The sequence below is a fragment of the Anoxybacillus sp. FSL W8-0382 genome (genome assembly GCF_038003845.1).
GTDB classification, from domain to species: Bacteria; Bacillota; Bacilli; order Bacillales; family Anoxybacillaceae; genus Anoxybacillus; species Anoxybacillus flavithermus_G.
Window position 1 is genome coordinate 399850 of record NZ_JBBOPX010000001.1, and the last position, 19345, is coordinate 419194.

Genomic DNA, 19345 nt, shown 5'->3' on the forward strand with positions numbered 1-19345 from the left:
ATTTTTTACATCAAAATTTTTACTTCTTCCGCCTCCCTAGTATCTCATATTCCGTTTAACCACTATGTATTGTGTTGTTTTCAAACTGAAAAGCTTTTCTATGTGTTAAGAAAACGTGTATAATAGATACGTATCTTTTATGAATATATGTTCATTTATTAATCTAGTGTCAGGAGGATATAAAATGGTAAATTACAAAAAATTTTTCCCTATTACATTATTAAGTGCGTTCTTAATTGTTGGTTGCTCTAATTCGCTACAAGAATCAGGAAACAACAAAAAAGAACATCAACAAACAGAAAGCAGAGATATTGTAGAAGAAACAAAAAGTGTCGAGGTTCTACCAAATTTCTTGGATGATAAACCGAAAGAAATGAAAAACTTATACGCTAGCGCAGCGAAAAATAGAGAATTGCTTGAAAATATTCCGTGTTATTGTGGCTGCGGTGAATCTTCTGGGCATAAAAATAATTATGACTGCTTTGTATATAAAAATCTTAAAGACGGAGCAATTGTGTGGGACGATCATGCTACAAAATGTGGAGTTTGCCTAGAAATTGCGGCCACTTCCATTCAAGATTATAAAGCAGGAAAATCAATAAAAGAGATTCGAAAAAAATTGATGAAGCATATAAAAATGGGTATGCCGAACCGACTCCAACGCCAAACCTGTAATATCTTAATAACGTTGAAGTTTTAAAAGTCCCTGTACTGACTCTTAGATGGAGTACTCTTCAAACTTGTAAGAGTACTCCTAATCTTTTTTATAAAAAACAGCAAGCATGAATCGATAATAAGCAAAAGGAGTTAATTTTATTTTTTTGACATTAGACGCAAGAAAAATTTAATGGAAAGCATACGCTTCAACATCCGCAAAAATAAAATGAGGGCATAGACGATCTGATTCACTCCTTTTGAATAATGCCTCTTGCAACATACCAAGAACTCTTTATAAATATCTGTAGATGAGCAAATTTACTAACATAAATTTACAACCAAACAAAAAAGAAGACATGAACCCGATTCCTTGGTTAGAATAGATGTGCCAACAAACCATTCACAAGGAGGTTCATGTCTCATGAATAGATTAGCACATCATCAAGGAATTCACAAGTTTTTCACGATGTTAGGGTTGGCCCTTTATTTCTCGAAACCTGTGATGAAGCATCTCGTTCATATCGTGGATGCGATGATTACAAAGGGCTTTTCGGGAACACTGACCGATCTACATCACGGGAGTTTTCATCCGAACCATCGCACGACACTGAGCCATTTTTTCACGAAAAGCCCATGGGAGGAAGAGACGCTGCTTCGCAAACTCCAGCAGTGGGTGCTTCATCGTGTCGAACGCAGCTCGAAACGAGAGAATCAACCCATTTTTGTTTCGATCGATGATACGATTTACCAAAAAACGAAGCCCTCGTCACGGGCAACACACGCCATTCAAGGGTGTGATTGGCATTTCTCTCACAGCGATCATCAATTGGTCTGGGGGCATTCGCTTGTTTGGCTGATGGTGCACACCTTCACGCAAGCGTTTCCGTTCGCCTTTCGTCTGTATGACAAGACATCGGGAAGAAGCAAAATCGACCTGGCGATCGAGATGCTTTCCTCGCTCAAGGGGAAGCGGGCTCAGCCGGTGTATGTGCTCGTGGATTCATGGTATCTGTCCCAAGCGCTCATCGAAGCCTGTCTGAAACAAGGATTTCATGTCATCGCCATGCTCAAGACGAACCGGATTCTCTACCCGAAAGGTATCGCCATCCAAGCGAAGGAGTTTGCCCGCTATATCGAGCCAAATGACACCCGCCTCGTCACGGTGGGGAACGAGCGCTATCGTGTCTACCGCTACGAAGGCGCGCTCAACGGTCTTGATGACGCGGTGGTGCTGCTGGCCTGGAAGGCGGATCAACCGATGACGCCGGATCATCTCCATGTCATATTGAGCACCGACCGGGAGCTGAGTGACGAAGACATCTTGCGTTACTATGCCCAGCGCTGGACGACCGAATGCTTTTTCCGGCAGGCAAAAGACCAGCTGAAGCTCGATGGGTACCGTGTTCGCCACGTTCGGGCGGTGAAACGGTATTGGGTCGTGGTGCTGTTAGCCTGCGTATACAGCATCGCGGAATTTCAACAAGACATCTCTTCCGGCCTGGAGCTTCTTCGGTCTCGGAAAGGGCACAGCGTTGTCGAGTTCATCTATGACGCCGCAAAGCAAGATATTCCCATTGATGTGATCAAAAAACAGCTCCATGTCGCCTAAGGGGTCCCCTGTTTGTCTCTTAGGGAATGGAAATTACTGTAATGAAAAATACTCATCTACAGTAATTGACTTAATCAATGCTCAAATGCCATGTAAAAAGGAGAAAAAGAAAATGAATAACAAATGGAATCGGATTATTTATAAATGTTGGGCTCCTTTTTATGATTTATTTTTTAATAGAGGTGTGTTTTATTCAGCGCGAAAACAGATATTTCATGAATTTCCTTTTGGAGATGGCGAGAATGTTCTATTTGTTGGAGTAGGAACGGGTGCTGATTTGGCCTTTTGTCCATTAGAAAAAATAAATGTAGTTGCTATTGATTATTCTAAAGAAATGCTGGAAAAAGCAAAAAATAAGTATCAGAATGAAAATATAAAATTCATTCAAATGGATGCTCAATCTCTAACATTTCCAAACAATTCATTTGATGTAGTAGTAGCAAGTTTAGTCATAAGCGTAGTCCCTTCCCCCGAAAAAGTGATGTCAGAAATCGTGCGTGTAACGAAGAAAGGTGGACGTATTATTATATTTGATAAATTTGCACCTAAACATAGAGAACTGTCATTCGGAAAAAAAGTAATTCGTCCCATCATCAAGCTGTTGGGTACTGATATAGGTATTTCATTTGAAAAGGTTTACAAAAAGGTCAAACATGAATGTTACTTAGTTGAAGATAAAGATGTTATGATGAAAGGTATGTACCGAAAAATCATATTAAAAAAGAACTAGGTGATTAAAAATGATAAAAAAAATGATTCTAATGATGTTTCTTACCTTTTTATGTATTCCATCCATCGGACATGCTCATAGTTACTTATCGTCTTCTAATCCTAAAGCAAAAGAAACAGTAACTCAACCACTAGAAACAATTACTCTTACATTTGAGACAAAAATAGAGAAACTAAGCACAATGCATCTTCTCAACAATGGAAATGAAATTCCATTGAACAATATCACGGTGAAAGACAATCAACTTATCGGTACTATTTCAACCCCACTTGAGAACGGTTCATATACGATTGTATGGAAAATTGTTGGAGAAGACGGTCATCCAATCACTGGCGAAATTCCGTTTAATGTAAAAGTAGCACAAAATAAGACAAAAACGCCAACCCAGTCAACGACCTCTACAACGAAACAAGACAGCATTGAAAAAGATACGAAACTAGAAAAAAGTCAGAAAACAGAAGAAGATAGTCAAGCAAAAAATACATCTTCCAGCACATTGATCAGAATTTTAACAGTTAGCTTAGGTATTATTCTTATCGTTGGTTTGATATCAATCTTGAAAAAGAAGGGATAAGCATTGCCATTCATTGTTTCACTTAGCGAATTTTTTAACTATATTTTCTATTCTTTACTTGCTGGTCATGTTGCATTATCTTTTGTACCTGATGAAAAAAAACCAAAAATCATTATTCCAAAACCAATGCTCCTTTTATCTATATTAGGCATCATCGTCTCATCCTTTGGTCCAGTTTTACAAGTCATTTTTTATTTTTCTGATGGTAGTGACTATTTTAATCAGAAATCATGGTCAATCTTAACTGACTTTCAAGTTGGAAAAGCGTGGATTTTCATTGGTTGGGTGGCAACCTTCTTGTGGATGACCGTGTATGTGGAAGGTTCGAAATATTTACAAGCCTTTTGGTTATTATTGATGATTTTAGCAGTTGGTTACGCTAGCCATGTTGCATCATTATCATTTTGGACTGGGCTGCTTTCTCACAGTATTCACTTTTTAGCAGTAGCATTATGGACTGGAATTCTCATTCATGTTGCATGGTTTTCAAAAAACCTTCATAACTGGATGACCTTTTTAAAATGGTTTACACCATTTGCTATTGGTTGTATGGTAATCATATTAACAAGTGGCTTTTCTGTGATGCTCTTTGTAGTAGATATAAGTGATTATATCAATTCATGGGTTCTGCCTTATGGTCAAATGTTATTATTAAAGCATATCAGTATCATACCTTTACTTGCATTTGCACTAATCAATGGAATTCTTTTAAGGAGATTGTCAGCGCAGCCTAATCTTAATATTCGAGCTTGGTTGAAAGCTGAAACCATCATTATTACTGTCATATTCTTTTTCACAAGTATACTTGGCACCTTATCTCCCCCACACGATATAGATTTTACAGTTAAATCTGAGGGAGCATCTAAGTGGCTTGAATACTTAATCGGCAAAACGATTATAACTCCCGTTAATCTAAAACCAATGTTTTCTGTTGAAGGATTTTTCTTAATACTCTTTAGTTTTATATTTTTAATTATGATCTTTTTGAGCTTTTACAAAAAGATGAAGCCATATTTTGCAGTAGTTTGTGGATTGTTATTTATAGTTTGTACTTATTTTGGTCTAATGGTGAGTATAAAATAATTGGTTAACATAAAGAGTTTGTCTTGGCGCATTTTTAGGCCGTTGCATTTTAAAAAATGCAACAGGCCAAAAATGCGTTTTATTTTTTTACCTCCTTCCCAAGTACGCTCCTTCCTTTGCCTCTCCCCATTATAATTTTTGCTTGTTAGGCGCGTAAAGGGTCTGCGCTCTTCGGACGGCTTGGGGAAGCCAAGTCGGCTAACCAACCCTAAAAAGCATAGCTTTTAAGGTTTGCTAAGGTGCAGTGTATGTTACTGAAAATTTAGGACTTCCTATAATCTTGATTATGTTGCATCCCAAACATTTTGCTGCTTTTATTGAGACTAATCCAAACATATACAATTCATTTTTTCCTTAGAAATATATCCAAGAACGCTTAGAACTCATATTTCGCACCCTAACAAGGTCAAAACAAAGGATTTTTTATTTGGCGAACAGTGCCTGGCACTGTTCGCTAAAAGGCCGCAAAGCGTTTCTTAAAGGAAGCGTTTTGCGGTCTTTTCATTAGAGTCGTGCGAAGTATGAGACGTCTTACCTTTTCATGAAAATGCGCCTTCGTGTTAGATTGAGAAGTAAAAACTGCTCATAAATATTTTGTGTCTAGATCATCAACAATCAATGCAACATGTTGTTTAAACCAAAAAGGCGTCCCCATAGGAGAACGCCTTAACAAACGATTTTATTTGTTTAATAACTTAATAAATTCGCGCATGAATGCTGGTAAATCTGGCCATGCATGAGCGGATACGAAATTGTTATCAACATGAGTTGGCTCAGATACATAGTTGGCACCAATTGCTTCTACACCTGGCTTGCAGGCAATGTATGCGGTCATGCTGCGCCCTTTCATAATATCAGGAAGGGTTTCTAATACAAGTGAAGCATGGCAAATCGCCGCAACTGGTTTGTTCGCTTCAAAGAAATGGCGTACAATTTTTGGCAAGTTTTCATCGAGGCGGATGTATTCTGGCGCACGTCCTCCCGGAATAATGAGCGCATCGTACTGTGTTGGATCGATTTCTGCAAACGATGCATGTGCATCAATGAGATAGCCTGGCTTTTCTACAAAAGTATCCCAATCAGCGAAATCGTGGACAACTGTATGCAGTTTCTTTTTCTTCGGAGCAGCGATTGTAACATCAAAACCTTCCTCTAACAAACGGTAATACGGATAATAAATCTCTAACGCTTCCACCGCATCTCCTGTAACAATTAATACTTTTTTGCTCATATGAACAACCTCCTTCATTACTATGATTATTTATAGAAGGAATTTTAACACGGTACTTTTTATAAACAAAGTGTACTGTCACTATTTGAATTGATAAAGGATTTTTTAGTTTTTTGAATTTGGACTTTTGAAATTAAATGAATACGACGTCAGTACATTAAATGCTTAAAAGAGGTACCGTATTTTTTGTTTCAAGATTTTCAATCATTTCATACCAAGCCTTTGGCTTGTTTGATAAGACAGAATAATATCGTTTCAAAAACTTCACAACAAGCTCCGCTGGAAGTTCATTTACGTTATCATCCATCGGAAGGAAACAAAGGTCGAGCCCAGTTACAGCCTCTCCATCGTTGTTCCAAGACGGATGAACGTAAGGGAAATCAAGACGCTTATAACCAAGATGAGACAATACTTCACGGCGGACATACGGATCCATCGGCTTAATTCCGCCAAATTCATAATGTTCCACCCGATAAGGATCATAAATTTCCGCAAACATGCCAAATAACTGCTTTCCGTTTGCTGCGGCCCAAGCGTTCAAATCTTCTAGCCTCTTTTGCGCTAAAAATCGGCCGATGCCAAGTCCTGGTTGGCCAATGATCGTGAAGTCTGTCATTGCGACATTTAAATCTTCATAATAGCGGTACTCTGTCGCACCTACGACATTCCCTTCATGAACAGCAACACACACACGAATTCCCGGATCTTCAAGAGGCTCTTTCCAAAGATCGAATGCTAATACTTCTTCAGGAGGAAATACCTCTTGCATCAATTCGTGCATTTTTTTAAACAAAGGGTCTTCAATACTCGTAATTCTCCGATATTCCATGTTCATCATTCTCCTTGTTCAGATTTTGTTGTATAAAAAGGATTTTTCCATTCCATCAACGCCGCGTAGTTACAAGACTCTTCATCCTCTAAATAGTTAGCCACCACTTGAACAGGGGTACGGCCGCAGCGAAGCAGGAAAGTGATAACAGGGTCCTTTAATTCTCCTTTGACGACTGCTTCGAGGTATTGTTCTGCCGTCATCTCATGAGCTTTTTTATGATAGCCGGGCATTCTTCCTCCGCCTAACAGACGTTCTAATCCCAATTGAACGACGACTTCATACATGGATAACATTAGCCATTTTCCTAATCCTAATTTGCGATAAGCAGGGCGCACGCCAATATCGACTACATAGAGCGTATTTCCATTTGGATTATGGTTTCGAATATATCCATTATCAGTAATTTCCTCCCATGTATGTTCCGGATGATTCGGATCAAAGTCAACAATCAATCCTGTCATCGATCCAGCAATTTCGCCATCGACCTCTACACATAAGGCTCCTTCTGGAAAGAGAGTAACATGGTTTTTCAGCTGTTCCGTGTTCCACCATAATTCAGATGGGAATGGCGGTGGGAAACTTTCTTGCTGGATGCGGATTAAGCCGGGAAAGTCCTTTTCTTCATAATTTCGAATGACCGCAGGAACAGGACGATCTTGGTCAAAGACGTAAAATTCTTTTCGATACATTTTTCTCCCCCCTTTAAGAGCGCTAGTCTTACCTTATACCTTATTTCCAGTCCGGATAGAGATCGGTGCGACGATCGCGCCATGTAGTGACGGAACCGCTTTCGCGAACTTGATATAACAGGTCTAAATCGAGATCAGCGGTTACAACCATATCATGATTGATTTCTCCTTCGACTAAGATGCCGCGCGGAGGAAATGGAATATCGTTCGGTGTAATCACCGCTGCTTGCCCAAAATTCGCCCGCATAAAGTCAATCGTCGGAAGGGAACCTACTGTACCCGTCGTGACAACATAGACTTGATTTTCGATGGCTCTTGCATGGCTTGTGTAACGAACACGATGGAATCCGTGACGATCATCCGTGCAAGAAGGACAGAAAATAACATCCGCGCCTTTCGCTTTAGCCATGCGAACAATTTCTGGAAACTCAATGTCATAGCACGTCAACATGGCAATCGTTCCTTTTTCAGTCTCAAACACTTGTAGACCATCACCAGGCGACATGTTCCATTCCTTTACTTCCGTCGGAGTAATATGGAGCTTTGCCTGTTCGGCAACTCTTCCATCTGGATAGAACAAATGAGCCACATTGTATAATCGGTCACCTTTACGGATGACATGTGTTCCTCCAATAATATGCATCTTTGTTTTCTTGGCTAAATCTATAAATAAAGATCGATATTGTTCAGTAAAATCAGGAAGCTCTTGAATCGTCAAAGGCCGTCCTTGTTCATTGCCAATGGACATGAGCTGAGTAGTAAAAAATTCTGGGAATAAAACAAAATCTGCATCAAATTCTTGAGCTGTCTTAATATAATGCTCCACTTGATTAGCAAATTCTTCAAAAGAATTTATCGTATGGAGATGATATTGAACGGCTGAAACTCTGAGTTTCATCATCTTTGGCGAGGAGACCCCGACTTCTAAGCGAGAGCGAAAGTCGGGGAGGAATCGCCCTTCCTCCTTTCTTTTGTATATGATAGAATAAGAATGTGGAGAAAACCGTTGAATCAAGGCACTCCAATCCCCGTTACTCGATGTAGGGAGTTGGTTGCAGGAAACGTTGCAACCGTAAAACATCGAGCGTACATCCGTCTGTTGTGCGTGGAAGTCAAGTACTGCCTACAGACATGCCGAGCCACTCGGTAGCGATATAGGCATGACCTATGTCGTTGGGTAGTCGTCAACCTGCCCCTGATGCAACCCCAAGTCAAGGAAGGAGGACGAAGTCCGTTCGCACTTCTGGGGAGTTGCAAGCCCCCGCTTCAAGCGTTAGCTAAGTGGGGGTAGTTGACGTTATTAATATCCATGATATTGATATTATTAAGCACATCATTCGCTTTAACAAGTACACACTTTCATGTAACATAGTGTAAAAAAGTATACTAAAAGGGAATATAAAGAATTAAGCGAGGAGAGTCATCAATGTATATACGTAAAAAACGGGCAGCAGACCATTTATAAAGATTCTGCCCGTTTTTTGATGACTGTATGCCTCTATAAGATTTAGCGCTCCAATAAACACACATTCTTTCTGCAAACATAACGATATTGAAATAAAGGAAGATGAGAAGGCCGTTTTCGAGCAAAGGAGAGAGCGTTTTTTATTTGGTGGACTCATTGATTTTTACTTGGCCCTTCACGACCGTCTCCATATAATTTTTACCCCACTCATACATAGCATCGAGAATTGGCATTAGACTTTTTCCATGTTCAGTCAGTGAATATTCTACTTTTGGAGGAACTACTGGATAGACTTTGCGTTCAACAATAAGGTCTGCTTCCAGTTCTCGCAGCTGGTTAACAAGCATTCGTTGGGTGATCCCCGGCATGAGAGCCTTCAGCTCGCCAAACCGCTTCGTCCCACCTTTTCCTAGATGCCATAAAATAAGCATTTTCCATTTACCGCCAATAATGGCAAGTGTCAATTCTTTTTCACAGTTATACATTTTGCCACAAACATGTCCCATTTATTCCACCTCCATTCTCTATTATAAACCAATAGTATACTTTTTAACACTATATGATAACAATGCATGTATTTACAAAACATTTCATTTACACCTATAACATCTAGGATTTATTTCTTCTTACAGATAAAGGACTTTTCGTGAAGTCATTTCATTGAGCATATATCCGTACTGAATTATAACCATAAGTATACTTTTTTATACTATATTATATTTTTATCACTACATGATAATAAAGTGCGTACTTCTAAAATAGGATTATACGGATTATACTAGCTTTTGTAAAACAAAACGTAAGCATAGGAGGGGACAACATGAATCGTTTTACTATTCCGCGCGATATTTATTTCGGAGAGAATGCTCTCGATGTTTTGAAAACGTTGGAAGGATCAAAAGCTGTTCTCGTCATTGGTGGTAGCTCCGTCAAGAAAAATGGGAATCTTGATAAAATTCAACAACTTCTTTCAGAAGCCAATATAGAAACAACCGTAATCGAGGGGATTACGACGGAACCGACGACCCAAATAGTCAAAAAAGGCGTACGTGTTCTTAATGATTTTCAGCCTGACTGGGTAATTGGAATTGGCGGCGGCTCTGTCATGGATGCGGCGAAAGCGATGTGGTTGTTCTATGAGCATCCAGAATTAACATTCGAAGACGCTACTCGTCCATTTAGTCTGCCGCGCTTACGCACAAAAGCAAAATTCGTGGGAATTCCAACTACAAGTGGAAGTGCATCTGAAATCTCCAACTTATCTGTGATTACCGATGCGGAAACAGGTGTCAAATATCCACTGGCTGATTTCGAATTGACGCCAGATATGGCCATTATCGATCCGGTTATGGTTCAATCCATGCCGAAGCATGTGATAGCTTACAGTGGAATGGACGCGATTACACACAGCATTGAAGCATATGTAGCCAAGCCTCGTACCATTTTCACGGATTCGCTGGCGATTGAAGCAGCTGAAGTACTTAAAGAAAATCTTCTTGCTTCTTACCAAGGAGATCGAAAAGCTCGTGAGCAAGTCCATTATGCTCAGGCGATGGCCGGAATGGCATTTGCTAATGCCGTACTAGGAAACGTGCACAGTCTTTCGCATAAAAGCGGTCCAACGTTTAACATGCCACACGGATGTGCCAATGCGATTTATTTACCATATGTGATTCAATTTAACCGCACAGTAGTCGAGGACCGTTATGCTGCCATTGCCAAACGACTTGGTCTGAAGGGTGAAAACAATAAAGAATTGGTGGATTCACTCATTGCTTGGATTCGTGACTTGAATCGCGAGATGAACATTCCAAATACGCTTCAAGAATATGGGGTATCCGAGGAGATGTTCCATGCACACGTGGATGAAATGGCAGCCAATGCCGTGCAAGATCCATGCACAAGCACGAATCCGCGTGAAACATCGGTAGAAGAAATGAAAAAATTATACATCGCAGCGTTTTATGGTTTGGATGTTAACTTCTAATCGGCACTACCATCAAAATTTCTTATCAAAGATAAAAAGATCGGATTCCATTTGAATCTGATCTTTTTATCTCACTGTATTCAAAAATTTTCGGTTTAGAAAATGTTTCGAAAGGATGGGGGAATGAAAATTGGATTCTATGACCTTTGTCTTGTTTGGAGCAACAGGGGATTTAGCGAAAAGAAAAATTTTTCCTCACGGCTGTTGATCATCCAAAATTAGGCATACTCCTCCCATATATTCGGGCATACTCAAATAAGACAGCTGCCATCTCGGATTTCCATTCGAGAGGAAGTTGCCCAGAGAAAAAACGACGGACAAACGAAAGAAAGGTAAGGGACGAGGTTGTCCGTTTTTCCGTTCGATGATATAGCCATCTCAGTAACACATAAGCGATAAATGCCGCAAAAAGTTGGTTGTATACCGCATGCTCGTTGTTGCCAAATAAGGTCGGAACGTTTAGATATTGCTTGATCCATCGGAAAAACACTTCCACTGTCCAACGTTCTTGATACATCTCGGCAATCTTTTCCGCCGATGCCTCTAAGACGTTCGTGACCACACGGATTTCATGCCCGTTCGCATCCTGAAAGATCACGACGCGATGGCGCTTTTTGGAACGACATTGTTTCGTTCCTAACTGGCAAGTAAAATCCGCCACAATAGAAGAAGAGGAGGAAGAAAGGCGCTTTAGGCTCTTTTTTTGATGGATCTCGACATTGTCTTTCATCCGAATCACAAACGGTTGCTTCTGTTCGACAAACCGATCGAGGCGTTCAATTTTAAAGTACGCTCGATCTTCGACAAGAACCGTTTGTACGTCTGTGAGCCGCTCTCCCACCGGTCCATCGTGGCGCAACCCTACGGTTTCTACGATGTCGCTCGGCATTTGTTGCTCAGGGGAATACGCGACGTGCATTTTCACTCCGGATCGTTCCCCATGATAGGGTGCCCATGTCAGGCGGTTTTTCCCCACGGTGACGGTCGTGGAGTCTACTATACGCAATGCTTTTGGAAAGCGAAGCGAACGGCGGGTTTGGCGATTGCACTTAGAAACAACCAAAGCAAATAAGCGCTTCATCACCTCGTACGGAACTTCTTTCGCTTTCTTAGAAACCGTCGAGTAATGAAACGTCGGCAATCCGTACATTTTCGCCACATCGGCACCATGACGGAAACTTTTCCATTCGTGAAGTGCCGCCAGCAGAAAAAAATCAACCAACGTGCGCACCGTAAACGTCCGCGAAGTGTCATGGTAGCCAACGGCTTCGGTAATCGACTGGAGATCTTCATCAGAAACAATTTTTTGCATCAAATTTGGGAGTGTGGTATGCTTGTGCATAGAGAGCACCTCCTAGGTTTGTTTGTGTTGTTACTTACATTCTACAGGAAAGGTGCTCTTTTTTCTATGTTTTTTATGGATATTATTGGTTAATCAACACGCCTGATTTTTCCTGCATTATATCATTTATTTCTCGATCAAAAAATGCCTCATTCGTTTTCCATTATTGGTTTAGGTAGAAGAGAATGGTCGGATGATGACTTTCAAACACATGTGGCACATTCATTAAAAACATTTTCTACACGTTTCATCAATGACCGTTCCAAAAAGGAAGAATTTCTCCGTGCATTTCGTTATACTTCTTTAGATGTAACGGATATGGAAGGGTATAAAAAGCTATTGGAAATCGTTCAACAGCGTGAAAAAGAGTTGAATATTCCTGAAAACCGCATGTTTTATTTATCCGTTGCGCCAGAGTTTTTTGATGTAATTACGTCGAACATCAAGGAAAGTGGATTAGGATCGGCAAGAGGTTGGAAACGTTTGATGATCGAAAAACCGTTTGGGTACGATTGGAGATCGGCACAACATTTAAATGAAAAGTTAAGTAAAGCTTTTGAAGAAGAGGAAATTTATCGAGTGGATCATTACCTTGGAAAGCCGATGGTCCAAAATCTTGAAGCCTTAAAATTTGCCAACCCTTTGTTTCAATCATTATGGAACAATCAGTATATAGCGAATGTACAAATTACGGCTAGTGAAACGGTTGGGGTAGAAGAGAGAGCGGGGTATTATGACCAGGCAGGGGCCATTCGCGATATGTTCCAAAATCATATGCTGCAATTGTTGATGATGACAGCCATGCACCTGCCAAAACGGATCAGCGCAAAAGACATCCGTGACGAAAAAAGAAAAATCATCGAATCTCTTCGCCCATTACAAAAAGAAGAAGTAGGTTTACATGTCGTTCGCGGCCAATATGGTCCTGGAGAAATCTTTGGTAAACCAGTTGTTGGATATAAAGAAGAGCCTGGAATTGCTGCTTCTTCAACAACAGATACATTTGTTGCGGCTCGCTTGTGGATTGATGATGAGTTTTGGAGTGGGGTGCCATTTTATCTCCGTACAGGGAAAAGAATGAAGGAAAAATCTACTCGTATTGTGATTGAGTTTAAAAATCCATTAAAGGAATGGTACTTGCCAAAAAATGAGGAAACGGTTCCTAATCTTTTAGTGATTGAAATCAATCCGAATGAGGGTGTTACGTTGCAATTAAATAGTAAAAATATATTAAACAATGGAAAAATCGAGCCTATTCATATGCATTTTTCAACTAATGAGAAAAATGTACCTGAAGCCTATGAATTGTTAATTTTTGATGCTTTGCGAGGCGATTCGACTTTCTTTGCTCATTGGAAAGAAGTTGAACTCTCTTGGAAGTGGGTACAGCCTGTTTTAGAGGCATTTGAGGGAAATCTCCTTCCCCTTCATTCGTATCGTTCAGGTTCAATGGGGCCAGAGGCTTCTCATCGGTTACTGGAAGAGGACGGATTCAATTGGTGGTAGTTACGAATGATCTTGTCGAACTTCATTCTCATCATTAGAAAATATCATTTCTAAATGGAACTATAGATTAGCTGTGCATATATACGTATAAAATGTGAATAATGTCGAAAGGTTAAAACAGTTCGAGGAGGGCAATGAACATGAAAGTCGGGTTAATCGGTTTAGGGAAAATGGGATTAAACTTAGGTAAAAATCTCATTGACCATAAACATGAAGTAGTGGCGTTCGATGTAAATGCAAATGCGGTTGAAGAAATAAAAAAATACGGCGCTAAAGGTGTATCAAGCTTAGAGGAACTCGTTTTATCATTAGAAAATCCAAGAATTGTTTGGCTCATGGTTCCGCACAATGTTGTTGATTCGGTTATTCGTGAGATTACCCCATTTTTAAACAAAGGAGACATCGTGATTGATGGCGGCAATTCTCACTATAAGGAATCGATTCATCGTTATAATGAGCTAAAAGAAGCTGGGATTCGTTTTATGGATGCCGGGACTTCTGGCGGGGTGGAAGGTGCTCGGAACGGAGCATGCTACATGGTTGGAGGAGATCCTGAAGCTTGGAGCATTGTCGAGCCTCTTTTCCGGGATACGGCTGTAGAAAATGGATATTTATATGCAGGAAAAGCAGGCAGCGGCCACTTTTTAAAAATGGTTCACAATGGGATTGAATACGGGATGATGGCTGCCATTGGTGAAGGATTTGAAATATTAGAGAAAAGCGAATTCGATTATGACTATGAAAAAGTAGCAAGAGTATGGAATAACGGTTCGGTTATTCGTTCATGGCTTATGGAATTAACAGAACGCGCCTTTTCTAAAGATGCAAAATTAGAGGAAATCAAAGGAATTATGCATTCTTCCGGTGAAGGAAAATGGACAGTCGAAACGGCTTTAGATTTACAAACAGCCACTCCTGTCATCGCTATGTCCTTATTGATGCGTTATCGTTCATTAGAAACAGATACATTTACAGGTAAAGTAGTAGCAGCTTTACGCAACGAATTTGGCGGACATGCTGTAGAAAAAAATGAGAAAAAATAAATTGGTATTATGTCAAGAAAATAGACACGTAAAATCGAGAAAAATTTTAAAACCCTACTACCGTACTTCGTTTGGTGGCCTCTTGAGAAGGAGAACGGTTTGGTAAACCCTTCCCTCCTCAAGAGGAAAGATGTCCCTTATATCGTGACTTTGTGGAGAGAAGAGTTCACTGCTTTTTGCTTTGCTGATACATCTTCTCATATGCCATCGGAGATATGTACTCGTTAGCGGAATGAATTCGCTCGGCATGATAAAAACACTCAATATATTCAAAAATCCGATGTTTGGCCTCTTCCCTTGTTGCAAAGGTCTCGTGAAAAATAAGTTGGGATACACAGGCAAATGATGCTTCGATTTCGTGGTTGCCTTATATTTTTTCTCATTAGCATTGCATAAATATAGTTAGAATTTTCTGTTAATTATTTTTTGTGAATTTGTGCCAAAAAGACAAAACCTAAAGAAAGGCGGCACTGTCCATTTGGTAAATATATACAGTTAAATCAGAGCGACAACGACAAAAGGGAGATTATGGACTGGCTCGCCCATCAAATTTTCGCAACCAAACATAAGCTGGTTTCCACAGAGCTCTCTTTAACCAACGAGTAATTCGAAGTAGGGATTTCTTACTTTTCATCTCCAATTGAATGAGAACATGTAAGCAATACGTGATAAGGGCTAAGAAAATTTGATTTTGAATAGCTGTTTCACTCATTCCATAAAAGTGCTTAATTTCTACGTGTTGCTTAAGCCATTTGAAAAAGAGTTCAATAGCCCAGCGAGATCGGTAAATACCACTTATCTCTTCTGCTTTTAAATCAAATCGGTTGGTAATTAAACGAAGTAAGTTCCCTTTTGTGTCCATAACTTCTAGTAGACGATAGACATTTTCAGTACGATTTTGTGTGGTACCAATATAGACCATTTTATCGGATAGAACGTGACAATCATCAGGAAGTGAAAATGTATAGACTTCACGAATGACTGCGTTTTTCTTCAGTCTTGAAACGAAGAAATAGCCATCATCTGTCATCCGGTCAAAACGTTCATAGTCCACATAACCGCGGTCAAACACATACATGGCTTCTTTATCATCCACTAGGACTTCGAGTTGATTTCGGTCATGTTCTTTTGCTGTCGTAATCACTGCTTTTTCAGGATAGACGGTGTCTTTATCCATGAAAACGAGCCGTAAGTGTAGCTTTACACCAGCTTTTGTTTTACGGAATTTTGCCCATTTATAATTGGTCAAATTCAACGGGAGTGTACTCGAATCAATGATTTTCAGTGGCATATTCTTTCCGTTTTTATAATGGTACCGTTGAATTTTCCAAACAAGATCCAAGAACAAATTTGCAAGAATTAGTGGGTTGATCTGATTGTTTTTTCGGGATAGCTGAGAGGCACTTATCGATTCAAATCCGAGTGCTTTTTGAAGATCTTCGTCTACAAGTGCATCACTCATTTCCTCTAAGCTCTTAAATTCGAGCAGTTGGGCTACCAATAAAAATTTAATATAGGCTTCTGTTGTCAGCTTTTTTGTGTAATAGTCCTGTTTCAATTCTTTGACTTGTTCGCTAAGTTTTTGAATATTTATGGGTGAAACCCATTTACCAAATGATGAAATTAGTGTATTCTTGTCCATAACAGTTATCCTTTACGATTGGATTTGGACAGGAACCACCTGTACTTCCATTGTAAAGGATTTTTTTGTTTCGAAATCAATAAAAAATTGAACATTCTTAGTATTTTGAATCATCAGATTTAATTACTGCAATGCTAGTGATTTTTTCTTTGTTTTTGAACGAATATCACCATCTTTCATGATTCTGGCGACCGTTTTTTGAGATACCTTAACCCCTTTTTTGTGATTTTTGGACTGCCGCATGTTTCTCTTGACTCGATATGAATCTTTTTGATTTGCTTTTTCAATGCTTCCTGTCTTTTCTTTTGTTGACTTTCTGGTCGTTTAACCCGTGCATAGTATCCACTTCTTGAAACGCCTAAGACTTCACACATCTTCGCCACACGAAACTCCTTTCTATGCGTATGAATAAATGCATAAATTACTTCTGATTTTTGGCGAAGATGCTCATGGCCTTTTTTAAGATCGCGTTTTCCTCCTCCAGATCCCGAATACGTTTTTGAAGTTCACGCTTTTCACGATCTTCTGGCTTGAGGTTCCCACTCCCGACAAAGCTATGCTTAGCATCTTTTTTATAATCTGCTACCCATTTATGAAGCGTTTTTGGCGAAATATCGAGTTGTCCATCCAGCCTTGCGCGCGACAACGACACCCTCGCAAAGCACTATCACATCGAATACATTCAACCGTTCGACCTTTTTCCACATACAGCGCATGTCGGGAGTGTCGCGAAGTTAAAACTCAAATAAATTGATGCTACTTTAACACATTTTGGAGGATAGAAATGTTAATATAAAAGTAGAGGGTGTTTGTAGGAGGGATGGAAATGTCGGGAGAAACGTCACATGTAAATGTATTGAGTGAAGAAGAATCGGACGAAATGATTGAAAGAGCGAAAGAATTTTTTAGGAAAGAAATCGCTTCTAGCCATATACGTAATACAAAAAAGTTGAAGAAATTAAAGGAGTTCCATTTGAACCCGTTTTTAGACAAGTATAAAGCGAGATTTTTAACAGGGAATGACGATCCTGTTAGCATGGCAAAGGCGTTGGTGTATCCAAGGGTATTGGGGACATCTATTAACACAACGTTTGGGAATAAACTCCAAAAATTTTGTAGTGAAGTACTGGGGAGCTTTGCTTCTACTACAGCAGGGATAGACATTGAATTTATTGATAAATTAGATGGAAGAAGAAAATATTGTCAAGTAAAAGCAGGACCCAACACCATTAATAAAGACGATGTAGAAACGATAAAGAATCATTTTGCAGGTGTTAAAAGGCTTGCGAGGACGAATAATCTTCATATTGGCTTCACTGATTTAGTCGTTGGTGTTCTTTATGGTACACCTGATCAGTTAAGCGGTCATTATCGAAAAATTAATCAAGAATATCCTGTCATTGTTGGACAAGAGTTTTGGTACAGAATTACGGGGATTGAAAACTTTTATCAAAGATTAACAGATGCGATAGGGGAAGTTGCAACAGAATTTGACTCTTCAAAGCTAATCGAAGAGATTATTGAACAGCTCGCAAAAGAGATCGAGGAAACGTTGAACGCCGATAGCTAGAAATATAAAGCAAAGGGGAATGCCTAGGCATTCCCCTTTTTGTTAATTTCGTTCAAAACTTTTACGATAGATAAACCTACAGCTTTAGCCATATGAACGGGAACAGCGTTACCAATCTGTTTATAAGCATTGTTCATCGAGCAATCAAATACCCAATCGTCAGGGAAACTTTGTATTCTTGCATATTCTCTGACAGTAAAAGGTCTTGTTTCTTCTGGATGGCATCTTTCCGTTTGTTTTTGGGCAGGAGAACATGTTAATGTTAGGCATGGTTCGTCCCATGACAATCTTCGCGCCATCCCGGTTCTTCCGCCACCTGAGTAGTAACTTTTTCCCATGTACTGTTTGGCGATTTCTTCTGGGAGATCTCTCCAGTAACCGCCAGGGGGAACAAGTTCAAGAACTTTTCTCTTTTCTTCAGGGTATTTAGCGCCCTCGGATGGAGGAACATCTTGCAAGACATCCCTTAATGTCAGCGTATATCCATACGGTTTAGGAAAACGATAAGAAACGTTATATTTTTCAACTAAATCTTTTCTTATCCCTATAATGAATATTCGTTCTCTTTTTTGTGCTACATCATAGTCTAAAGCATTCAATACTTTCCATTGAACGTTGTAGCCTATTTCTTCAAAAACGGAGAGCATGGTTGCTAGTGTTTTTCCGTTGTCGTGGTTGACAAGTCCCTTTACATTTTCGGCTAAAAACATTTTTGGTTGCAGTTCTTGCAGAATTTTTGCGTAATAGTAAAATAGCGTTCCTCTTGCATCATTTAGCCCTAGTTTTTTCCCTGCATAGCTAAAAGCCTGGCAAGGATACCCTCCAGATAATAGATCGATATCGTTTGGACAGTTATTGATAAAGTTTTTTATTCCATGCTCAGCCACTTCAATAATATCTTTTTCGATTACGTTCCAATGAGGTCGATTTTTTCTTAATGTTTTGCAGGCATATTTATCAATTTCTACCAACCCTAAGGAGTGAAAGCCCGCCATTTCAAGCCCAAGCGCTAACCCTCCGGCACCTGCAAATAATTCAACAGCTGTATATTGTTTAGCTGCAACGATATCTCTCACTTCTACACTATGGGAGCCTTCGTAGTGAAAAACATTTATGGTACTTTCTATTTCAACATCAGCTTTTGTATCTATATCTCCTAAATCGAGCTCAAGTTGTTCGGAATAAATAATGTCTTCAATGTTTACCCCAAGTGTATGACAAAGCTTTAAGGCATTTGACTTGATAGGATTGAAATTAGGGGAAAGGAGCATAGATAATTGATTTTTACTAATTCCCATCTTTTCCGCAAGTTCTTTTTGTGTAGAAATTCCTGATTTCGTCATATACTTCCTAACTTTTTCTTTACTAATGCTATACAAATTTAT

The 19345-nt window shown here is 39.6% G+C and carries 16 protein-coding genes and 4 pseudogenes; 10 read left to right on the forward strand and 10 right to left on the reverse strand.

Features of this window, described 5'->3' with window-relative positions:
- Positions 1-184: 184 nt before the first annotated feature.
- The 5 genes and pseudogenes from NSS60_RS02135 (at position 185) to NSS60_RS02155 (ending at position 4653) form a co-directional block, all read left to right on the forward strand.
- Positions 185-675: pseudogene (locus NSS60_RS02135) on the forward strand (PCYCGC motif-containing (lipo)protein).
- Between the two features lie 403 nt (positions 676-1078).
- Positions 1079-2266, forward strand: a complete 1188-nt coding sequence (locus tag NSS60_RS02140) for an IS701 family transposase (protein WP_340720614.1) — start codon at positions 1079-1081, stop codon at positions 2264-2266.
- Positions 2267-2378: 112 nt separating this feature from the next.
- Positions 2379-2996 carry a class I SAM-dependent methyltransferase gene (locus NSS60_RS02145; RefSeq protein WP_064214394.1) on the forward strand — a complete coding sequence of 206 codons (618 nt, stop codon included), beginning with the start codon at positions 2379-2381 and terminating at the stop codon, positions 2994-2996.
- Positions 2997-3006: 10 nt separating this feature from the next.
- Positions 3007-3570 (forward strand): copper resistance CopC family protein, encoded by a 564-nt coding sequence (locus NSS60_RS02150; RefSeq protein WP_081253598.1) that lies wholly within the window; start codon positions 3007-3009, stop codon positions 3568-3570.
- 3 nt (positions 3571-3573) lie between these two features.
- Positions 3574-4653 (forward strand): copper resistance D family protein, encoded by a 1080-nt coding sequence (locus NSS60_RS02155; RefSeq protein ID WP_033016621.1) that lies wholly within the window; start codon positions 3574-3576, stop codon positions 4651-4653.
- Positions 4654-5332: 679 nt separating this feature from the next.
- On the opposite strand, the gene NSS60_RS02160 is transcribed toward NSS60_RS02155, so the two are convergent.
- The 5 genes from NSS60_RS02160 to NSS60_RS02180 all read right to left on the reverse strand — a co-directional run bounded on the left by NSS60_RS02160 (position 5333) and on the right by NSS60_RS02180 (position 9376).
- On the reverse strand, positions 5333-5884 hold the full coding sequence (locus NSS60_RS02160; RefSeq protein ID WP_020961363.1) for a DJ-1/PfpI family protein: 552 nt from the start codon (positions 5882-5884) through the stop codon (positions 5333-5335).
- A gap of 157 nt (positions 5885-6041) precedes the next feature.
- Entirely contained in the window at positions 6042-6713 is a 672-nt protein-coding gene (locus tag NSS60_RS02165; RefSeq protein WP_064214395.1) for a hypothetical protein, read from the reverse strand.
- A 5-nt stretch (positions 6714-6718) separates the two neighbouring features.
- Positions 6719-7405, reverse strand: coding sequence for a GNAT family N-acetyltransferase (locus NSS60_RS02170; protein ID WP_021095846.1), 687 nt, complete (start codon positions 7403-7405; stop codon positions 6719-6721).
- A 40-nt stretch (positions 7406-7445) separates the two neighbouring features.
- On the reverse strand, positions 7446-8303 hold the full coding sequence (locus NSS60_RS02175; protein ID WP_064214397.1) for a carbon-nitrogen hydrolase family protein: 858 nt from the start codon (positions 8301-8303) through the stop codon (positions 7446-7448).
- 707 nt (positions 8304-9010) lie between these two features.
- Complete coding sequence (locus NSS60_RS02180; protein ID WP_064214221.1) at positions 9011-9376, reverse strand: winged helix-turn-helix transcriptional regulator; 366 nt, start codon at positions 9374-9376, stop codon at positions 9011-9013.
- Positions 9377-9690: 314 nt separating this feature from the next.
- Here NSS60_RS02180 and NSS60_RS02185 point away from each other — a divergent pair, with 314 nt between their 5' ends.
- Entirely contained in the window at positions 9691-10857 is a 1167-nt protein-coding gene (locus tag NSS60_RS02185; protein WP_064214222.1) for an iron-containing alcohol dehydrogenase, read from the forward strand.
- Positions 10858-10987: 130 nt separating this feature from the next.
- Positions 10988-11053 (forward strand): annotated as a pseudogene (locus NSS60_RS02190) (glucose-6-phosphate dehydrogenase); the annotation flags it as partial.
- A gap of 12 nt (positions 11054-11065) precedes the next feature.
- Here NSS60_RS02190 and NSS60_RS02195 read toward each other — a convergent pair.
- Positions 11066-12199 carry an IS4 family transposase gene (locus NSS60_RS02195; RefSeq protein WP_064214037.1) on the reverse strand — a complete coding sequence of 378 codons (1134 nt, stop codon included), beginning with the start codon at positions 12197-12199 and terminating at the stop codon, positions 11066-11068.
- Positions 12200-12301: 102 nt separating this feature from the next.
- On the opposite strand from NSS60_RS02195, the gene zwf reads away from it, so the two are divergent.
- Together zwf and gnd are read left to right on the forward strand one after the other, a co-directional pair.
- Positions 12302-13705, forward strand: coding sequence for a glucose-6-phosphate dehydrogenase (zwf, locus tag NSS60_RS02200; protein WP_340720945.1), 1404 nt, complete (start codon positions 12302-12304; stop codon positions 13703-13705).
- A 140-nt stretch (positions 13706-13845) separates the two neighbouring features.
- The gene (gene gnd, locus NSS60_RS02205; RefSeq protein ID WP_020961355.1) at positions 13846-14748 is read left to right on the forward strand and encodes a phosphogluconate dehydrogenase (NAD(+)-dependent, decarboxylating); all 903 of its coding nucleotides are present in this window, start codon (positions 13846-13848) and stop codon (positions 14746-14748) included.
- A gap of 166 nt (positions 14749-14914) precedes the next feature.
- Here the strand turns inward: gnd and NSS60_RS14955 are convergent.
- The 3 genes and pseudogenes from NSS60_RS14955 to NSS60_RS14960 form a co-directional block, all read right to left on the reverse strand.
- Positions 14915-15076: pseudogene (locus tag NSS60_RS14955) on the reverse strand (IS3 family transposase); the annotation flags it as partial.
- A 198-nt stretch (positions 15077-15274) separates the two neighbouring features.
- A complete protein-coding gene (locus NSS60_RS02210) occupies positions 15275-16390 on the reverse strand; it encodes an IS4 family transposase (protein WP_032101754.1) in 1116 nt (371 codons plus the stop codon).
- Positions 16391-16531: 141 nt separating this feature from the next.
- A pseudogene (locus NSS60_RS14960) lies at positions 16532-17027 on the reverse strand (IS3 family transposase); the annotation flags it as partial.
- A 189-nt stretch (positions 17028-17216) separates the two neighbouring features.
- On the opposite strand from NSS60_RS14960, the gene NSS60_RS02220 reads away from it, so the two are divergent.
- Positions 17217-17960 carry a PmeII family type II restriction endonuclease gene (locus NSS60_RS02220; protein WP_241735411.1) on the forward strand — a complete coding sequence of 248 codons (744 nt, stop codon included), beginning with the start codon at positions 17217-17219 and terminating at the stop codon, positions 17958-17960.
- A 23-nt stretch (positions 17961-17983) separates the two neighbouring features.
- On the opposite strand, the gene dcm is transcribed toward NSS60_RS02220, so the two are convergent.
- Entirely contained in the window at positions 17984-19339 is a 1356-nt protein-coding gene (dcm, locus tag NSS60_RS02225) for a DNA (cytosine-5-)-methyltransferase (RefSeq protein ID WP_230456154.1), read from the reverse strand.
- Between the last annotated feature and the right edge of the window lie 6 nt (positions 19340-19345).

Bases quoted from the DNA above. Each gene is read 5' to 3' on its own strand.
- NSS60_RS02140 (WP_340720614.1), top strand. From the start codon at position 1,079: ATGAATAGATTAGCACATCATCAAGGAATTCACAAGTTTTTCACGATG.
- NSS60_RS02145 (WP_064214394.1), top strand. From the start codon at position 2,379: ATGAATAACAAATGGAATCGGATTATTTATAAATGTTGGGCTCCTTTT.
- NSS60_RS02150 (WP_081253598.1), top strand. From the start codon at position 3,007: ATGATAAAAAAAATGATTCTAATGATGTTTCTTACCTTTTTATGTATT.
- NSS60_RS02160 (WP_020961363.1), bottom strand. From the start codon at position 5,884: ATGAGCAAAAAAGTATTAATTGTTACAGGAGATGCGGTGGAAGCGTTA.
- NSS60_RS02165 (WP_064214395.1), bottom strand. From the start codon at position 6,713: ATGGAATATCGGAGAATTACGAGTATTGAAGACCCTTTGTTTAAAAAA.
- NSS60_RS02170 (WP_021095846.1), bottom strand. From the start codon at position 7,405: ATGTATCGAAAAGAATTTTACGTCTTTGACCAAGATCGTCCTGTTCCT.
- NSS60_RS02175 (WP_064214397.1), bottom strand. From the start codon at position 8,303: ATGAAACTCAGAGTTTCAGCCGTTCAATATCATCTCCATACGATAAAT.
- NSS60_RS02180 (WP_064214221.1), bottom strand. From the start codon at position 9,376: ATGGGACATGTTTGTGGCAAAATGTATAACTGTGAAAAAGAATTGACA.
- NSS60_RS02185 (WP_064214222.1), top strand. From the start codon at position 9,691: ATGAATCGTTTTACTATTCCGCGCGATATTTATTTCGGAGAGAATGCT.
- NSS60_RS02195 (WP_064214037.1), bottom strand. From the start codon at position 12,199: ATGCACAAGCATACCACACTCCCAAATTTGATGCAAAAAATTGTTTCT.
- gnd (WP_020961355.1), top strand. From the start codon at position 13,846: ATGAAAGTCGGGTTAATCGGTTTAGGGAAAATGGGATTAAACTTAGGT.
- NSS60_RS02210 (WP_032101754.1), bottom strand. From the start codon at position 16,390: ATGGACAAGAATACACTAATTTCATCATTTGGTAAATGGGTTTCACCC.
- NSS60_RS02220 (WP_241735411.1), top strand. From the start codon at position 17,217: ATGTCGGGAGAAACGTCACATGTAAATGTATTGAGTGAAGAAGAATCG.